Origin of the sequence: Coprococcus sp. AF19-8AC (assembly GCF_003603115.1) — a bacterium.
In the GTDB taxonomy this organism is placed as follows: Bacteria; Bacillota; Clostridia; order Lachnospirales; family Lachnospiraceae; genus Coprococcus; species Coprococcus aceti.
Window position 1 is genome coordinate 246,205 of sequence record NZ_QTMI01000003.1, and the last position, 17,763, is coordinate 263,967.

22 protein-coding genes and 1 pseudogene are annotated in these 17,763 nt (G+C 39.5%); 14 read left to right on the forward strand and 9 right to left on the reverse strand.

What is annotated here, in order from left to right:
* Nucleotides 1–185: 185 nt before the first annotated feature.
* The 3 genes from DWX57_RS09285 to DWX57_RS09295 all read left to right on the forward strand — a co-directional run bounded on the left by DWX57_RS09285 (nucleotide 186) and on the right by DWX57_RS09295 (nucleotide 2,052).
* On the forward strand, nucleotides 186–686 hold the full coding sequence (locus DWX57_RS09285) for a hypothetical protein (RefSeq protein WP_117551388.1): 501 nt from the start codon (nucleotides 186–188) through the stop codon (nucleotides 684–686).
* Between the two features lie 49 nt (nucleotides 687–735).
* A complete protein-coding gene (locus tag DWX57_RS09290) occupies nucleotides 736–1,098 on the forward strand; it encodes an acyl-CoA thioester hydrolase/BAAT C-terminal domain-containing protein (protein ID WP_243106210.1) in 363 nt (120 codons plus the stop codon).
* A 195-nt stretch (nucleotides 1,099–1,293) separates the two neighbouring features.
* Nucleotides 1,294–2,052: an alpha/beta fold hydrolase gene (locus DWX57_RS09295; protein WP_118017864.1), complete on the forward strand. Its 759-nt coding sequence runs from the start codon at nucleotides 1,294–1,296 to the stop codon at nucleotides 2,050–2,052.
* A gap of 92 nt (nucleotides 2,053–2,144) precedes the next feature.
* Here DWX57_RS09295 and DWX57_RS14715 read toward each other — a convergent pair whose 3' ends face one another.
* Complete coding sequence (locus DWX57_RS14715; RefSeq protein WP_165852792.1) at nucleotides 2,145–2,561, reverse strand: TetR-like C-terminal domain-containing protein; 417 nt, start codon at nucleotides 2,559–2,561, stop codon at nucleotides 2,145–2,147.
* On the opposite strand from DWX57_RS14715, the pseudogene DWX57_RS14720 reads away from it, so the two are divergent.
* From DWX57_RS14720 to DWX57_RS09320, 5 genes and pseudogenes are all read left to right on the forward strand, one after another.
* A pseudogene (locus DWX57_RS14720) lies at nucleotides 2,524–3,423 on the forward strand (ATP-binding protein); the annotation flags it as partial. The gene DWX57_RS14715 and the pseudogene DWX57_RS14720 sit on opposite strands and share 38 nt — an antisense overlap.
* Nucleotides 3,424–3,683: 260 nt before the next feature.
* On the forward strand, nucleotides 3,684–4,163 hold the full coding sequence (locus tag DWX57_RS09305; RefSeq protein WP_022216070.1) for an Hsp20/alpha crystallin family protein: 480 nt from the start codon (nucleotides 3,684–3,686) through the stop codon (nucleotides 4,161–4,163).
* 271 nt (nucleotides 4,164–4,434) lie between these two features.
* The gene (locus DWX57_RS09310; protein ID WP_117551070.1) at nucleotides 4,435–5,772 is read left to right on the forward strand and encodes an acetyl-CoA hydrolase/transferase family protein; all 1,338 of its coding nucleotides are present in this window, start codon (nucleotides 4,435–4,437) and stop codon (nucleotides 5,770–5,772) included.
* Entirely contained in the window at nucleotides 5,769–6,287 is a 519-nt protein-coding gene (locus DWX57_RS09315) for an NUDIX domain-containing protein (RefSeq protein WP_120123843.1), read from the forward strand. The genes DWX57_RS09310 and DWX57_RS09315 overlap by 4 nt, the downstream gene beginning before the upstream one ends.
* 142 nt (nucleotides 6,288–6,429) lie before the next feature.
* Entirely contained in the window at nucleotides 6,430–7,260 is an 831-nt protein-coding gene (locus tag DWX57_RS09320; RefSeq protein WP_243106211.1) for a metallophosphoesterase, read from the forward strand.
* Nucleotides 7,261–7,383: 123 nt separating this feature from the next.
* Here the strand turns inward: DWX57_RS09320 and DWX57_RS09325 are convergent, their stop codons facing one another.
* From DWX57_RS09325 to DWX57_RS09335, 3 genes are all read right to left on the reverse strand, one after another.
* Nucleotides 7,384–8,910, reverse strand: coding sequence for a CoA-transferase (locus DWX57_RS09325; RefSeq protein WP_117551076.1), 1,527 nt, complete (start codon nucleotides 8,908–8,910; stop codon nucleotides 7,384–7,386).
* 44 nt (nucleotides 8,911–8,954) lie between these two features.
* Entirely contained in the window at nucleotides 8,955–9,299 is a 345-nt protein-coding gene (locus DWX57_RS09330; RefSeq protein ID WP_120123847.1) for a helix-turn-helix domain-containing protein, read from the reverse strand.
* Between the two features lie 128 nt (nucleotides 9,300–9,427).
* A complete protein-coding gene (locus DWX57_RS09335) occupies nucleotides 9,428–10,024 on the reverse strand; it encodes an N-acetyltransferase (RefSeq protein WP_120123850.1) in 597 nt (198 codons plus the stop codon).
* A 274-nt stretch (nucleotides 10,025–10,298) separates the two neighbouring features.
* On the opposite strand from DWX57_RS09335, the gene DWX57_RS09340 reads away from it, so the two are divergent.
* Nucleotides 10,299–10,490, forward strand: coding sequence for a hypothetical protein (locus tag DWX57_RS09340; protein WP_120123852.1), 192 nt, complete (start codon nucleotides 10,299–10,301; stop codon nucleotides 10,488–10,490).
* A gap of 40 nt (nucleotides 10,491–10,530) precedes the next feature.
* Nucleotides 10,531–11,409: a ParM/StbA family protein gene (locus DWX57_RS09345; RefSeq protein WP_442872084.1), complete on the forward strand. Its 879-nt coding sequence runs from the start codon at nucleotides 10,531–10,533 to the stop codon at nucleotides 11,407–11,409.
* A 35-nt stretch (nucleotides 11,410–11,444) separates the two neighbouring features.
* Here the strand turns inward: DWX57_RS09345 and DWX57_RS14815 are convergent, their stop codons facing one another.
* The 5 genes from DWX57_RS14815 to DWX57_RS09370 form a co-directional block, all read right to left on the reverse strand.
* Entirely contained in the window at nucleotides 11,445–11,675 is a 231-nt protein-coding gene (locus tag DWX57_RS14815; RefSeq protein WP_120123854.1) for a cysteine-rich KTR domain-containing protein, read from the reverse strand.
* Nucleotides 11,676–11,942: 267 nt separating this feature from the next.
* Nucleotides 11,943–12,347 carry a DUF3592 domain-containing protein gene (locus DWX57_RS09355; RefSeq protein WP_243106212.1) on the reverse strand — a complete coding sequence of 135 codons (405 nt, stop codon included), beginning with the start codon at nucleotides 12,345–12,347 and terminating at the stop codon, nucleotides 11,943–11,945.
* Entirely contained in the window at nucleotides 12,347–12,988 is a 642-nt protein-coding gene (locus tag DWX57_RS09360; protein ID WP_120123856.1) for an ABC-2 transporter permease, read from the reverse strand. Before DWX57_RS09360 ends, DWX57_RS09355 begins: the two co-directional genes overlap by 1 nt.
* Nucleotides 12,985–13,842 carry an ABC transporter ATP-binding protein gene (locus tag DWX57_RS09365; RefSeq protein ID WP_120123858.1) on the reverse strand — a complete coding sequence of 286 codons (858 nt, stop codon included), beginning with the start codon at nucleotides 13,840–13,842 and terminating at the stop codon, nucleotides 12,985–12,987. Before DWX57_RS09365 ends, DWX57_RS09360 begins: the two co-directional genes overlap by 4 nt.
* Nucleotide 13,843: 1 nt before the next feature.
* Nucleotides 13,844–14,218, reverse strand: a complete 375-nt coding sequence (locus DWX57_RS09370) for a GntR family transcriptional regulator (RefSeq protein ID WP_120123861.1) — start codon at nucleotides 14,216–14,218, stop codon at nucleotides 13,844–13,846.
* A 390-nt stretch (nucleotides 14,219–14,608) separates the two neighbouring features.
* On the opposite strand from DWX57_RS09370, the gene DWX57_RS09375 reads away from it, so the two are divergent.
* From DWX57_RS09375 to DWX57_RS09390, 4 genes are all read left to right on the forward strand, one after another.
* Nucleotides 14,609–15,295 carry a response regulator transcription factor gene (locus DWX57_RS09375; protein WP_120123863.1) on the forward strand — a complete coding sequence of 229 codons (687 nt, stop codon included), beginning with the start codon at nucleotides 14,609–14,611 and terminating at the stop codon, nucleotides 15,293–15,295.
* A gap of 101 nt (nucleotides 15,296–15,396) precedes the next feature.
* Nucleotides 15,397–16,335, forward strand: coding sequence for an ABC transporter ATP-binding protein (locus tag DWX57_RS09380; RefSeq protein ID WP_120123865.1), 939 nt, complete (start codon nucleotides 15,397–15,399; stop codon nucleotides 16,333–16,335).
* Nucleotides 16,313–17,008: an ABC transporter permease gene (locus DWX57_RS09385; RefSeq protein ID WP_055165788.1), complete on the forward strand. Its 696-nt coding sequence runs from the start codon at nucleotides 16,313–16,315 to the stop codon at nucleotides 17,006–17,008. Before DWX57_RS09380 ends, DWX57_RS09385 begins: the two co-directional genes overlap by 23 nt.
* A gap of 15 nt (nucleotides 17,009–17,023) precedes the next feature.
* Entirely contained in the window at nucleotides 17,024–17,761 is a 738-nt protein-coding gene (locus DWX57_RS09390; protein ID WP_055303142.1) for an ABC transporter permease, read from the forward strand.
* Nucleotides 17,762–17,763: the final 2 nt, after the last annotated feature.

A 17,763-nucleotide genomic window follows, 5' to 3' on the forward strand; every position in this document is an offset into this window, starting at 1 on the left:
GGACACAAATTCTTCATCCAGCCATTTGCAAATATAGTAGGCTGTTATACTCATTTACATTCTCAGGAAAATATGCTAATATTAGGTTAGCGACAACTAACTCAATCTCGATGTTTCGATCAGTGCAGCGTCTGTCAGATAGATCGAGGCGATTTTGCATGGCTGGTGTTAGGAGAGGAGGCAAAATGAATTATCTATTAGAAATAGTTATTTTTAATGTTATCATTTACACAATTTGCGGTATCAATATAGCAAAGAAGGGAAAGCTTGGCATGATACAGGAATACCCCAAGGCGATACAGGATCGATGCAGAGAGCTTGGATTGATTCAGGAAAGCTCCGGGAAACTTAAGAAGAAAGCAACGATAGGAAAACTGGGATTATTTATCGGATACATATTTTTGCAGACTGTATTAGCGTACTATATCGGCGGTGCACGTACTTTCTCTGAAGGATGGTTTCACGGATATATCATGTGGGTAGTTGAGATGTGGTTTGATGCATTGGTGGTGGATTGTCTGTGGTTTTGCCATAGTAAGAAGATGATAATTCCGGGAACTGAGGATTTGGTGGATGCTTACCATGATTATTGGCATCATATTAAATATGCGGTGATAGGAATGTTCAGCCAGGCGGTGATTGCTTTGCCGGTAGGGCTTTTGGTGATGTGGCTGTCTGGGAGGTAAAGACGCAAGAATAAAAGGCTGAGCATTTTCAGCTGCAAACTGGAATTTGATGAAAGGACTTTCCTATCATGGGAAGCCGCTTGCTTATATGCCATTTGTTTACGAACATCCAACGTATTGGAAAAAGGTTGAAGAGGAAACGAAAGGCTCAGGTGATATTGAGCGTTCCACATGCCTGTTCATAGATTCCGAAAAAGATCGGGAACATACGGAAGAAGAAATGATAAAGGTTGAAAATATCAAGGAAAAGTTAATTTTGATTGGCGCAGATGATGATAGCTTCTGGGAGGCTGGCAAATATGTCCGCCGGATGGATCAGCGTTTGCAGCAACATCCGCATGAGTGTGAGGCTACAAGAAAGGACGTAGACAAAAGACATTCGGCGGCGCTGCATGAGTGGATTGCGGTATAATGTTCGTGGTACAAGGTGCTTGCCGGACTACAAAAGGTTGGATTCGTCAGTAACCACTGAGGTTTGACGCATCCGGCTTTTATATTACAGAAATATGGCATCGAATGGATATTCGATTCTGCCGATATAATGTATAATAGAAAGTAACAAATCGGAAGTTATCAAATTGATTGGGAAGTATACAGGAGATAAGGAATGACAATTCATGAATATGGAAAAAGTAATGCAAAGACAGTGGTTCTGGTACATCCATCTGTAGTGATGTGGGATTTTTTTGAATATCTAATTCCTTTATTGGAAAAGGATTGTCATGTAATTATTCCGGCATTACCGGGATATGATGAAAATGATTCACAGCAAAATTTTACCAGCGTGGAAAATATCGCCGGGGAATTGGCAGAGTGGTTAGTAAAAAATAAGATTACCACCATTGATGTTCTATATGGCTGTTCTATGGGAGGTAGTATTGTTTTAAGAATGCTTGCAGATAAGAAAATTACCGTAAATAACACAATATGCGATGGCGGAATCACACCATATCAGATACCATGGTTACTTACTCGATTCATTGCTGTTAAGGATTTTCTGCTGATCTCTATGGGAAAAATAGGCGGGTTTAGCCTTCTGGAAAAGGTGTTTGCAACAGATGAATATAGCAAGGAAGATTTAGAATATATGGCGAAAGTTTTCCGCTTTATCAGTTATAAGACCATCTGGAGAACTTTTGAATCATGCAACAACTACAGGATGCCGGAAGGTACTATAGAATATTCGGGTAAATTAGAATATTGGTACGGTGATAAAGAACGTAAAGAAAGAGCAAAAGATTTAGCATATGTAAAAGAACATTTTCTACATGTAAAGTTTATAGAAATGAAAAATATGGGACACGCCAGTATGGCGACATTATATCCAGAAAACATGGCAGAACGTATTATGAATTTAGCAAAGTAAGGAGTTGCAGCAAATAAAAAGAAGTTGTGTTGTGACAACTTCCAGTTGTGCGCCCCGCTAAGGGTGTGTAGTCAAGCCGGTGGGAAGCCGGTTTATCCAAGGTCTAGCCAATCAGATAATAGCGAGTCTTGGGATGATGTCGGTAACGGCATTTGACAAGCGTAGACAGCAAGAAAGCAGGGTTGAATAGTGATTGAGCTTCGAAACGTTAAATTCAGTCGGTCGATTTCAATCCTTCCTCTATACTCCTGCCTTATAATGTCAGCAATTTCCGCAGGACTTTCCTTACATCCATTTTTTAACCACATTTTTATAATACTTGTAATGGCAGCCCTGAAAAATTCACAATGATATTCTATGTATTTATTTCCAAAATGCTGCTCTGCCAGCTTATGATCAAACTGAACTATTTTATAGTTATCATCAAAGCCAAGTTTAAAATATGTGTTAAAAATAATCTGATTATCTTTTATGTATCTAAACAGCTTTTCAAAATCATTAAAAGAAATTAAAAAAGATTACTATTTAGAACAACTTATAAATTGTGAAGGAAATGGTCTGATTAAAATTGTAACAGGAATAAGAAGATGTGGAAAATCATATTTATTGCGAACGCTGTTTAAAAATCATTTGCTTGAAAATGGAGTGGATGAAAAAAACATCATTGAAATGGCGTTTGATTTATACTACTTTCTTTTAGATGAAGTGCAGTTGCTGGATGAGTTTGTGAGTGTGCTTAACGGTTTAGCGGATAAGAAGAATTGCGACGTGTTCGTAACGGGAAGTAATGCATAGTTTTTATCCAGAGATATAGCTACTGAGTTTGGCGGCAGAGGGGATGAGGTTCATATGTACCCTTTGAGCTTTTCGGAATTTATGAGTTGCTATGATGGAAATAAATATGATGGATGGAACGAATATATTACTTATGGCGGTATTCCGTTGGTGGTATTAGCTGAAACGGATGAGCAAAAAATGAATCTATTGGATAATCTGTTTCAGGAAACATATATCAGTGATATTGTGAAACGAAACAAAATCAGAAACGTTGGAGAAATGGAATCATTGCTAGATGTTTTGGCATCCGCAATTGGCGCGTTGACAAATCCTAACAAACTTCAGAAAACATTTAAAAGCGTAAACAATTCGAAGATTACAGCAACAACGATTACGAAATATATTGAATATTTGGAGGATGCTTTTTTAATTGAAGAGGCGAACAGATATGATATTAAGGGAAAGTTCTATATCGGTACGCCAATGAAGTACTATTTTATGGATATGGGACTTAGAAATTCAAGAATTCATTACAGGCAGCTGGAAGTGACACATTCTATGGAGAATGTCATTTACAATGAATTAAGAATGAGAGTATCTATAAGGGATAGAGCCATTTGCGTTCACATAATCTTCATAAAAAAATTAGCACTCACCTCTTGACAGTGCTAACAACTGGGTGTATAACATAGTCAAAGATAAGGAAAGGGATTAGAAAGAAGAGAAAGAATCCCGAAAGTTTATCTTGATAATTATTTTGAAAGTAACAGTAAACAAAAAGTCTAAGTGCCTTGGGGTTTCATAAGAAACCACAATTTCCGACACTTGTTTGAGATTGAAAGGAGAAATGACTTATGTTACCTAGTATTTTTGGAGAAGATTTATTTGATGATTGGATGAATGACTATTTCCCATTTGGAAGGGATTTTGACAAGGAGTTTAGTAAAGCGTTAGCACCTACCGAGCGTGCGCTGTATGGCAAGCATGCAAAGAACATGATGAAGACTGATGTCCGTGAGACGGACGATTCATATGAAGTAGATATGGATTTGCCTGGATTCAAGAAAGATGAAGTAAAGGTTCAGCTTGCTGATGGTTACCTGACAATTGAGGCTGCAAAGGGTCTGGATAAGGACGAGAAGGACAAGAAGAGCGGCAAGTATATCAGGCGTGAGCGTTATGCCGGCAGCATGAGCAGAAGCTTTTATGTCGGTGAAGGAGTTACCCAGGAAGACATTCATGCAAAGTATGAACATGGCGTACTGAAGCTGTCGATTCCTAAGAAGGAAGAGCAGAAGAAAGTAGAGAAGAGTAATTACATCGCAATCGAATAATGTAAGAACTGCGTATTTACTCAATAACAGATGACTAATATTCGTAGAGCCCTCCGTGTATCTGCAAGGTGCAGGTATGCGGGGGGTTCTTTTGCGTTCTGCTATTAGATGCAAATGAGCATTGTTCCAGTGAAAGTGGAAAATATTATGACTATTTTGGCTGGAATATCTTTAAAAATGTTGAAATGATATTTAATTTATTTGATAATGGTGATAGAGACTGGTGATGGAGGACAATCGGTGAAACGTTATTCAATAAAGGGGGATTTATATGTTCGATTTTCAGCAAATGTATAGAGAAAAGCTGCGTACACCGGAGGCTGCGGTGGAGTGTGTCAAGGATGGAGACTGGGTCGATTACACATCGTCCCTTGGAAAACCTGTACTACTTGACAGGGCACTGGCAAAGCGGAGAGATGAGCTGCACGATGTGAAGATCAGGGGTAATCTGATGGCTGGGCCTATAGAGGTTGCAGAGTGCGATGACAGTCAGGAGCATTTTGTGTATCATAGCTGGCACTGTTCGCAGTACGAGAGAAAGCTGTGCGATGAGGGCAAATGCTATTATATACCGATGGTGTTCCACAATAATGCGGCTTATTATGAGTATTTTCTCCATGTAAATGTGGTCATGGTGTCGGTGGGACCTATGGACAAGCATGGTTATTTTAACTTCTCGGTGAATACCGGTGTGGCTGCCCCTATTGCCAGGAAGGCTGACATAGTGATAGTTGAGGTGAATGAGCATATGCCTAAGATACGCGGCGGATATGACGAATGTATTCACATATCGGATGTGGATATGATCGTAGAGGGAGAGCATGAACCATTTGCTGATGTGAAAACACAGGCACCGCGGGAGGTTGACCGGAAGATAGCGGAGCTGCTTATTCCGTATATTGTGGACGGTTCAACACTGCAGCTCGGTATCGGAGGAATGCCAAATGCGGTGGGTGAGATGCTGGCCCAGTCAGATCTAAAGGATCTTGCCATGCACACGGAGCTCTGTTCGGACGCATATCTGGCCCTGTACAAGGCGGGCAAGCTGACAAATAAATACAAGAACATAGACCGTGGAAAAGGCGTATTTGGCTGCGCCATTGGTTCAAATGAGCTGTATGAGTGGCTGGACGACAATCCTGGGATAGCGGCGTACCCACTTGAATATGTGAACAGACCGTATGTCATATCGCAGATAGATAATATGGTATCAATAAACAGCTGCGTGGCTGTGGATCTGTACGGACAGGTGGCGGCGGAGAGCAGCGGTTCACGCCAGATCAGCGGAACCGGCGGACAGCTTGATTTCCTGATCGGAGCATCTGGCTCCCATGGCGGCAAGGCGTTTATATGCATGAGCTCCACCCACACCGACAGGAACGGAGTGAAACACTCCAGGGTTAAGCCACAGTTCAACGGAGATATCATCACCTCCCCTAGAAGTCAGGTGTATTTCCTTGCGACAGAGTACGGAGTCATCAACCTTGAGGGACGCTCCACATGGGAGAGAGCTGAGGCGCTCATCTCCATAGCTCATCCGGATTTTCGCGATATGCTGATAAAGGAGGCCCAGGAGAGAAAGATTTGGCGGAGGTCGAATAAGAGATGAAAAGATTATTTGACATAGATATAAAGGACTACGAAGCGGGCTACAAGGTATACTGCAGACCATCGGCACGTGGAATCATCCTGCAGGGAGACAAGATAGCCCTTGTCTACAGTGGGCGGGAGCACTATTGCAAATTTCCAGGTGGCGGTATTCAAGGCGGAGAGGACAAAAAGGTAGCTCTTGTCCGTGAGGTCCGTGAGGAGACCGGGCTTGTGGTCATCCCTGATAGCATAAGAGAATTTGGAAGTGTACTCCGCAGACAGAAGAGTGACAAATCGGCTTATACTATATTTGAGCAGGAAAACTTCTATTATATATGTGATGTTGAAGCTGCGAATATAGGACAGGAACTTGATGAATATGAGCGAGAGGCGGGATTTGTGCTAAGAGTCTTGCCAATCGATGAGGCGATATGTGTAAATGACGAGTATCACAGTGAGAATTATTTCGATGAGGTTATGATAAAGAGGGAGCTGCGTGTTCTTCAAATGGTGAAGAAACAGATGAAACTATAGACGCATCTGATTATGTGTAAAATTTTATGTGGGCTGATACTCAGAAACAGGGGAAATGGGGAATTTAAAAGTGGGGCTGCGAATGAAAGGAAAATCTAAAAAACAAAAAAGTAGAAATACGAAAAAGCAAAAATATATAAAATTGGCAATTGCTCTGAGTATAGTGATTGTCATAATATTGTTCTGCAATTTTCAGAACAAACACCTTGAAACCACACATTATACATATGCGGCAGAGCAGCTTGGTGCAGATCTTGAGGGATATCGCATAGTCCAGATATCGGATCTGCACAATGCAAAGTTTGGCAAGAATAACCAGAAACTAGTGGACAGGATAAGAGAATGTGAACCTGATATGATCGTCCTGACCGGAGATCTTGTGGACTCAAATCACACAAATGTAGACCGCGCAGTCCAATTTGTGGATGAAATCGTGAAAATATGTCCGGTATACTATGTCACAGGCAATCATGAATATTGGCTTGAGAAATCTGAATATGACGAGCTTATGGATGGGCTTATAGGTGCCGGGGTGGTTATTCTGGATGATCAGGTTGTGGAGATATCCATGGGTGATGCAAAGTTCAGGCTGGTTGGACTGGACGATAAAAGTCTTGCGGATGGAACACTTGGGACGTTACTGAATAACGCTCAGAATGTGGCGCATGAGGACTCTGAGAAAAAAGAATTCACAGTCGTTCTTGCACATGAGCCACAATACCTCGCAAGGTATGCCGGCACCGGTGTTGATCTCGTGCTTTCCGGACATGCCCACGGCGGACAGTTCAGACTTCCATTTGTCGGCGGGATAGTGGCGCCGGATCAGGGATTTTTTCCAGAATACACAGCGGGGGAATACTATATGGACGGCACAGAGATGATAGTCAGCCGAGGCCTTGGCAACAGTGTGATTCCGGTGAGGCTGTTTAACTATCCAGAGATTGTGTGCGTGGAGCTGGTGGGGAAACATTAGTTATTGTGAGAAAGTTAATGTAGATAAGAAAATGATGTACATAAAAGATCGTGGGAAGATTTTGAGTAGGGATCTTCTCACGACCTTTTAATATATTAGGATTTATTTTTCTCAGACTTCTAGCTATCGCAGCCTTTCATCCACCTCAACCTTGAAAGGAAGCTTGTTCAGAATGTCATGTTCAAGATCAATTCCCGGGTACACTTCTATGAGTTTGAGCCCCTTTTCAGTGAGCTCAAATACGCATCGTTCTGTGACGTATATAACCCTCTGCCTGTTTGCCAGCGCACGTTTTCCTGAGAAACTGATGCTTCTGACATCGTTTACGAACTTAGGAATGCTTCCCTCGTTTTTGATGGTCACGATGCCGTCATTGTCTTCCACGGCAAGCCCCTTCGTATCAAATGTGAGACAGAACACAACGGTTGCTGTCTTGGCGGTGATATTTGCAAATCCGCCTACACCGGCAAATGCGCCAGGACCCTTGTGGGCATTTACATTCCCGAACCTGTCAACCTCGATTCCGCCCATGAAACAGATATCAAGACCGCCATTGTTGTAGAGATCAAACTGGTTTGCCATGTCATAGATGGAGTCCGCGCCGATAACAGCGCCGAACACCTTGCCCGATGCCGGAAATCCTCCTACACCTCCGGATTCTACGGTCAGGGTTATCTTGTCCAGAATACCGTTCTCTCTGGCATACTTGGATACAGTCTCCGGAATTCCAACACCTATGTTGACTATATCGTCCGGTTTCAATTCCAGAGCGGCCCGTCTTCCAATGATCTCTGCGCTTGTATTGACGACATTCTTTGTCTTGGTACGACCGGAAAGCATTTCAGCCCAGTCCTGCCACTGTGAATATGGAATCTCAAAACTTCCTGTCAGGGATTCGTATGATGCGTGTCTTGGCTCCGGCGGTATCTCAACGATAGCGTCAACCAGACATCCCGGAATGATGGTATTGTGAGGTCTTGATGGCCTTGCCACAAGTCTGTCAACCTGCACGATGACCTTTCCGCCATTTGCCTTTACGGCCTGACAGATAGACAGCGCATCTCCTGCGGTAAACAGATCCTCAAATGAGATGTTGCCCTTGCGGTCGGCAGCAGTTCCCTTGATGATAGCCACGTTGATAAGCGGCAGCTTGTAGTAGAGGAATTCCTCACCGTCAAGCTCAACGTATTTTACAAGTGAGTCGTCTTTTGATATGTTGTTGATTCCCGGTCCCTCAAGTCTCGGATCGACAAATATATCCAGCCCGACCTTGGAGAGTGCTCCCGGAAGTCCGCCGGCCTGTGCACGAATTGCGTGTGAGATACAGCCGAGTGGGAGATTGTATGCCTCAAATCTGTCCTCAAGGACAAGCTTCTTGGTGCTGTACATGGCACCGAAATGTCCACAGATGATCTTGTCAACTGCGCCGTCTCTTATGTATCCCTCTGCCGCCTTGTTCTCATCCCACGCACCAAAGCCCGCGCTTGATATAGCTGTGAGGTGCTTCGGCGAACCTGTCCTCTGGTATCTTTTATATAATGCCTCGTGAAGCTCGATTGGAATATCTATGCCGAGAAATGAGTTGAGCGCGATCACATCTCCGTCATTTATAAGCTCCATTGCCTCGTCGGCTGTCATTATCTGGTACATTTGTTCTATCCTTTCGTGTGTATATTAAAATTAGTCAAATTAAGTTAAGATTTTGGGGATGAATTGCAATAAGCTAGTATTCTTTGTATTATTTCAGTATCTTTGTTCTGGCAGAATTCAACAAGCTCGAACAATTCAGGATTCTTGTTTTTGTCAATTACAATCTGGGTTGCATCTGGAGAATCCGAAAGGCCGGTCAAATATTCAACAGATGTGTTAAAACACTGTGCTATAATTTCAAGTGTTTGTACAGATGGAATACGTTCTCCGTATTCATATCTACAGTATCCTATTTTGGAAAGATTAAGTCTTCTTGAGGCCTCGGCCATAGTAATACCCATGCTTTCTCTTACACTTTTTAAGCGTTCTGGAATTAATTGAGCAGACATTTACGTTCCTCCTATGATATTGGCAGTAACCATTGGATAATATATAATGGATTTTATCCAACGGTTACTATACAATAAAAAAATCCTATAATCAATGGAGAAAATAGAAAAAGATGTGTTAAGTTTTTCTATTCAGGAAATTTCACAAGATCGTACAGCTTACCGTATGCTTTGATGTCACGCACGCCGTAAAGCTCCATGCCGAGGTGCATATATTTGTCGCACTTTGACCGGGCATCCGTTTCCAGAATCACAGGAACATGCAGACGATTTCCCTCTGAGAAAGCCATATCCAGCACTTTTCGCATATACCCCTGACCCTGATACTGCTCCCGGACACATACCATGCCGACAAATATAAAAGGTTTCTTTTCTTTTTTCATTTTGTCCTGCAACGATTTGCCGCCGCTTACGATCGCTTTCCACATACGCATCATTTCTCCGATGCTCATGGAATGGAAAAGGGCTTTGATAAGCGCCATCCCCGCCTTGAAATTCGTCTTTTGCCCTGGCAGGGTATAAGCGATATATCCCTCGCCATTATCGCTGGTTGTATAAAGCATGTCTCCTTCGTATGCCATCTTCACGTATCCATAGATATAATCCGCCACGGCATCCTTACTGCGGTAGAATACTCCCATGCCAACTTCGTCCCCATAGTCGTAATATCCAAATGCGTGCCCGATCTCCCTGGCCGCCTCTTCGTTCCACTTTGTTACTTTCATTTGTTTCTCCCTTCGAATTTTTGAGCATCTAGGCAATTGCAAAACACCTATGGAAAGAAAATGCAATGACTTTAGCATATCCAGTGCATATCCCGATTTTGAGTTTTGCAATTGCCTAGATTGAACGTTAATTTATCTAGTGTGTTGATTTTACGGGTTAGCTTGAACTAACTCCATAAAATCATAACATAACGAGAGAAATATGAAAACATAAAAATACGAGACATATAAGATAGAAGCTAATCGACGCTGATTCCTCCAAAGAATTCATCAAATGATATATCATAGATTTCTTTCAGGGCAACCAATTCAGAGATACAATGGTGAGTTCTATTATCAGAATATTGCAGTTAAGGAAGAAGATTTTTGCCCTGTAGATCCAGAAGAAAGAATACCTTTTGAAGAAACAGATACAGATTATAAACAGTTACAGTTAAATATGAATCAGGGAATTAAGGGCATTTAGGGCAAAATAAGCAAAAAGAAATGTTACCGGAGCAGGAGAAATAACAAAGATAGCTGCCAGATGCTTTCCGTCCGGTGTAGCCAGATATGACAATGAGCCAATCTTTCAGAATAATCTTCTTGTTTACAATGGCATGTATTACCAGATCGGAGAGGAACACAAGGAGTTCTGTGCAGAGAAAACGCAGGATGAGGACTATTATGTGCTGACACTGGCGGCTATCGCAAGAGAACTTGATGGGAAAGGAATGAATCGGGCAAAGGTACACATTGCAGCCGGACTTCCGCTTACCTGGGTAGCTACACAGAAAGAAGATTTCCAGAAATATCTTCTCCAGAATGAAAGCGTGGATTTTATATTCCGCAATAAAGAGTATCATGTAGAGTTTGCAGGAGCTGATATTTACCCACAGGGATTTGCAGCAGCCTTTTACCGCTTACAGGATTTCAAAGGGATCAACATGCTGGTGGATATTGGAAACGGAACTATGAACATCATGTATATCAACAATTCCCGTCCATTAGAGAAGAAATGTTTTACAGAGAAATATGGAACGCATCAGTGTGTGCTTGCTGTAAGGGGATCTTTGTTGAAAGAACAGGGAACAGTGGTGGATGATCTGGTGATTGAGCAGGTGATCCGTACTGGGACAGCAGATATTGGTGAGAAATATCTGACAGTCATTCGTAAAGCTGCCGGAGATTATACAAAAGAGATCTTCCATAAGCTGAGAGAACGGGAATATAATCCAGAACTGATGCGTCTGTACGTGGTCGGCGGTGGCGGTTGTATGCTCCAGAATTTTGGAGAATATGATAAGAGCCGGGTGACGATTGTACGGGACATCTGTGCCACAGCGAAAGGTTATGAAGCAATGACCGTAAGGAAAATCCAGAGAAACGGAGGAATGCTTGTATGAGAAAAGAACGGAAAATCATCAATACAAATATCCGTTTAAATCTTTGTGATGAACAGGACAGGCAGGCATGGGAATATTTGCAGACGATGGACAGGGAAAAATATAAATCGTACACTAGAGCAGTTGTAGTTGCTTTGTATTACATCTATCTTTATTTCTTTCTTACACTTCGGACAGTACAGCGGAAACTTTACGAGAATAGTATCGTCATATACTTTTGTTTTTCCTCCGCAAATCGGGCAATAGATCCAAAGAGAGTTTTTCAATTGTCATTCACTCTTTACACCTCCAATAATGGCATAGCTCCGCGTTGATCGTCCGGCTTTTGTCTATTTATAAGTATATTCCAAAAGAGCCAATGGACTACAATTTCTCATAGTTCATCGGCTCTGTGACTGTGTGTCAGGCTCTTTGATAATTAGTTTTTCTTATTGTTCTTCCATATTTTGTATATAACATTGGAAACAGGAAGTAAAACACATATAGCTACAAACCAACCTGGAAAATGTGGCATAATCTCAATCCTCCTTATCTTATACAAGATTGAATATAGCCGTTGCAATGCAGATGGCAGCAACGATAAGTGATACAATAATTCGTAAAATAGAAAAACTATACAATTTTTCCGGATTTTGTGTGTCATAACGCACGGTAACGGTTGTTCCAATCTGTGACGCCATTGGTACTTGTATGCAGTTTTGGGACTGATACGTTCTTCCATTCACTTTATACGAAACGGTCGCCCATTTTGAATTACGAAATTTTGAGTTTTCTGGATTTATTGTTTTGAAAGAAATAATCGTACCGACGGTTTGTGCCGTGTTGTTTCCTTTAAAAAAAAATTGAATACAGTTTATCAATCCAAAACACGATGCTATCACAGCAATGACATAAAGAAAAATAGTATCTCTATCCATAGTCCCACCTTCTTTCTTCATCACGCCAAGTCTGCTTTATCGTAAATCTTTATAGACAAAGATGCCGATAATGCTAAAATCGCAAAACCAATAAGGACAATACCGCCATAAACAAGGTATGGCGAAAACATAGAGAGGAAGTTTAAGTTTAGACTTCCCGCTCTCATAAGCAGTGGCAGAATAAATGGCGAAGCCATAATAATCACCCCCAAGGCAAACTTTGTTTTTTCATATCCAAACTTATACTGTATTGGCAAATAAATACCAATAAAAACAGATACTATAAGAAACATAAATGCAAACAGCTTTATATCTGATGTTCCTAATCCGGGCATAAACAAGGTTTCAAGTTCAAAAACGATACAACAGATTGCATATATAGCTATGCAAAAAATGTATTTTGATGAAACTATTGCTTTCCGTGAAAATGGTGTGGCACATAGTAATGTCACAGCTTTTGGGAATTGATACTCTTTTAGGGAGACATATTGCAACAGCATGAAAATGCCAAAAATGACAGAAAGAATAAATCCAAAAACTCCCGTAAATTCCGGTGTCCGCCAACGCATGACAGGTGGGATAAGTGCAATAACTACAAGCATAATCAGCACATATTTTTTTACAATCAGAAAATCCTTTTTTAGTAGGGCGAACAACATCATTTTTCACCTCCGATATTCCCAAGCATAATATCCTCAATCGTCGGACGCTCAACCATAATGTTGGGAATATAAGACCGTACTTCGGATATTTGCTTTGTAATTCCTGTAAATCCAAAATCAGTTTCCGATATAGATAAAAAGAGCTTGCGAGCATCAGTTGTTAAAGCCCCGCTATCACCTTTGACAAGCCGATATGTGTCAAGCAAGGTATCCTTTTCCTCTCGAAAGACGATACGCCCGTTATCAATCATAATGAGCATATCGGCAATCTTATCAAGGTCAGAGGTGATATGTGTCGAAAAGAAAACACCTTTGCCGCCATTTTCCATGTACTCAGTTAAGATTTTCAAAAGCTGCCCCCTAACTAAAGGATCAAGTCCGCTTGTCGGCTCATCCATAATCAAAAGTTCTGCGTTATGAGAAAGAGCTAAAGCAAGAGCATACTTCATTCTCATACCTTTGGAAAGGCTATTGATTTTTTGCTTCGGGTCAAGCGAAAACATATCCATGTACCGCTTAAAATCCTGTTCAGACCATGAAGTGTACGCAGATGAAATAATTCCTTTCATTTCACCGAGCGAAAGTTCTTCGTAAAATCCCCCACCGTCTAAAACTATACCAATACGGTCTTTGATTTCTCTTTCATTCTTATCCATGTCAAGACCGAAAAACTGAATTTTGCCGGATAGCTTGTTCGTCAGACCTAAAAGCGTTCGCAGCGTTGTTGTTTTACCTGCGCCATTGACACCAATAAAACCTGTGATACACCCCTCTGGCAAAGAGAATGTCACATCTTTCAAAGAAAAATCGTCATACGACTTATTTAAACCGTTGACTGTCAAAATATCGTTCATTTCAAGCCTCCTCGTAAAGAATATCCATCATGGAATTAAGTTCTTCCTTACTGATTTTCAGTGATTTTGCTGTTTGTATCATATCCGTCATTTTTTGTTCTACAAGCCGTCGTTTGGAGTCGCGGAGTAATTCAAGATTGCTTGTAGATACAAATGTCCCAATTCCTACTTGACTTACAATAAATCCCTCCTGTTCTAACTCCTCATATACCCGTCGGATTGTTAAGACGCTCACTTTCAAATCATTAGCAAAAGCCCGAATAGATGGAAGTGCGTCCCCTTCAACCAATTCTTCTTTTAATATGGCGTCCTTAATCTGGTCTTTTATCTGTTGGTATAAGGGAGTGTCAGAAGTATTTGAGATTAGTATTTTCACAAAGCCCCTCGCCCCTTTCTTTTGGTGTGATGTAACTACATACACATTATAAACAACAAGCACATTATTGTCAATATAATACTGAAAACAAATAGAGAGGAATTACAGGGGGTTTCTTTACTCTCTTTTGGCAAAGCGGGGCTTTCCGGTGTAGTAAATAACAAGGGATAAAACTTTCATAGCAAGCATACAGTGGATAAAACTGGAAGATTGTAGAATAAATGTTACAGCAGAATAGTATGGTAATTGTTTATCCAATCTATACTATTCTGCTTACAATTAGATTGACAAAATAAGAATCCCTCTCATATAATTGGTTGCAATGATATTGAGGAAATACAACCTTAAATGTATAATGGGAAAGTAGCATTGTAGCAATGAGGTAGGATAATGAATAAAATATTGATTATTGAAGATGATTTAGAAATAAATGCGTTATTGGCTGATTTTCTAAAAGAAAAAGGATATGCTGTGCATTGCCAATATGATGGACTTCATGTTCTGGATTTTTTGAATAAAGAAAAAATTGATTTGATTATACTTGATATTATGCTTCCTTATCGGAGTGGTGATATTATTTTATCTGATGTACGCAAGAAATTTACGATACCTGTTATTATTATTTCAGCGAAAGAAACTACACAAAATAAAATCGACTTGCTTCGTCTGGGAGCAGACGATTATATCACAAAACCTTTTGATATGGAAGAAGTGCTTGCCAGAATTGAAAGTAATCTGCGAAGAGTACAATTTCAAAATAGCCAGACAGAATGTTTGCAACATAACAATCTGACTTTAGACCTAGAGAAAAATACAGCATTTTTGAATGGAATAGAATTATCCTTAACCGCTAAAGAATTTGGCATTTTAGAATTGTTGATGAAATATCCAGATAAAGTATTTTCAAAATCGAATCTTTTTCAAAGTGTTTGGGATACAGAATATATTGCTGAAGATAATACACTTAATGTTCATATCAGTAAGTTACGCAATAAATTAAAAGCGATATGCTCTGATACAGAATTTATTGATACTGTTTGGGGCATTGGCTACCGCCTACATAAAGCTAAGGATTAAACGTTCCTTAGCTTTATTATTTTTTTAACTTTTCTCATTACGATTTAAGAAATTCTTTAAAATTGCCTGTTATACTGGTTTAAGTAAAGGAGGTTTGGGATATGAGTTCAATTATTTTAGAAGCAAAGTCTTTAACCAAAGAATATAAACAAACATTAGCATTAGACCACATAAATTTACAAATAAAAAAAGGAAAAATTTATGGATTTATTGGTCAAAACGGAGCAGGTAAGACTACTTTTTTAAGATTAGTCACAGGGCTTGCGTTTCCAACAAGTGGTACACTTTCTTTATGGGGAAATTCTGGAACAGAAGAATTGCAGAAACAGCGTAAACGAATTGGAAGTATGATTGAAACGCCTGCTCTATTCCCGTCAATGACTGCCTATCAAAATATGGAAGTACAGCGTATTCAACGAGGCATACCAGATAAATCAGTTATTAAAAGGACATTAGATATGGTTGGATTGCAAGATACAGGTAAAAAGAGTGTCCGCAATTTTTCATTAGGTATGCGTCAACGATTGGGGATAGCGATTGCACTTTTAAATACACCAGAACTATTGATTTTAGACGAGCCTATCAATGGTCTTGACCCTGCTGGAATTGTAGAAATCAGAAATTTATTAAAAATTTTGAATAAAGAATATGGTATGACCATTTTGGTTTCAAGCCATATCTTAGAAGAATTGTATCAAACAGCATCAGAATTTATTCTGATTGACCATGGAAACATTATAGAAGAGATTTCTGATTATGAATTAAATGAACGGTGTAAACGACATATAGCAATTAAAACAACAGATGTTCAGAAAACGGTTCTGGTTTTGGAAGAGAATCTTCATACAGATAACTTTAAACTAATGCCAGATGGCATAATTCGTTTGTATGATTATTTGAATGATTTAGAGACAGTTGCGTCTGCTTTGGCAGAATCGCACATTCTTGTAACAGGACTTTCTGTATCTGGCGATACTTTGGAGGACTATTTTTTGAGCAAAATAGGAGGAACAAAAGATGTCAAATCTCCTAAAAACTGAGTTATATAAGTTGTTTCACAGTTGGTATTTTTGGGGAATTGGAATATTCAATCTCCTTTTAAGTAGCATATTGCTGTTAGATAGTAAAGAACGCTCTTCAAACTTAATTATGGCATCATTATACAATATTCCGTTACTCTATTTTTTGAGTATAGTGTTTATAGCATTGTTCATTGGAAGTGATTTTAGTGGAAGAACTTTAAATACTTATATTACTGCCGGACATAAAAGAAGTTCTATATTTAGAGTAAAGTTAATTGTATCTCAAATAGGTTGTATTATCATTCTGGTATTTCCATTATTTGTACATGGAATTATTAGTCAATTTTATATTGGAGAAAAACTTTTTTGGAATGATAGCACATATACTATGGTTTTACTAACTCTGTTTGCCATGATAACACTGTGTGCATTACCGATGTTTTTTGCTTTTATTTTTCGTGATATGGGGAAAACACTGACAGTTTCAATGGTTTTATTTTTTGTTATGATTTTTTTGCTGAACAGTGAATCTGCACAAATAATCAGCAGAATAATACCAATGGGACAACTTAGGTTAATTTCATTGCAAAAGGTCTATTCGACAAACTTTTGCTTGTTTGTAGATTTTTTATGGAATTTTATTTTATATTTCATTGCAGGTAGTGCTTTTTTACATACAGACTTGAAATAACCGGAGGTGTTTTTTATGGATAAATTATTAAAACTGGAAAAATATCAGTTGTTACATAATTCTATTTACTGGTGTGGTATGATTGGAATATTTATTTTAGGATTTTTTACAGCAGATACTTATGTTACAGAGGTCATGGGACCGACAGAAGAAATTGCTTCTTCTCTTGCTGATATTTTTAATGGAATGGTGTATGATTCTACGTTTCTTCTTATCATCATGTCGGCTATACTCGCATTGATTTTAGGACAGGAATTTTCTAAGAGAACAATAAACTTAGAGGTCAGTGCTGGACATTCCAGAAAACAAATTTTTACAAGTAAAATAATATCGTATTTAATTGCTTTTAATCTTATGGCTCTTGTCTATCCAGTTTCAGGGTGCATAAGGGAATTTGGACGCTTTGGTGTTGCAGACGTGGGAATGTTTTTTTACAATATTATAAAAGCAATCATTTATTCTTGTCTGCTTAATAGTGCGATATTTCTAATTGCAATACTTATTTGTTGCTATTTACAGGATGCTGTAAAAGCAACCTCGGTTACAGCAATTATTATTTTTGGTCTTAGCTTATATCTTGGCTATGGAATGATGTTGAGATTACCAGTCGGTTTTTTACCTACTTATCAAATCAGAATCGTTGTCAGCATGAAAACCTTTTTTCAACCGATAGCTATTTTAGTAGGATGTATATGGTCTGGTATATTGGTATTGCTTTCGTGGATAAAATTTTGTAAATGTGATTTTAAATAGGT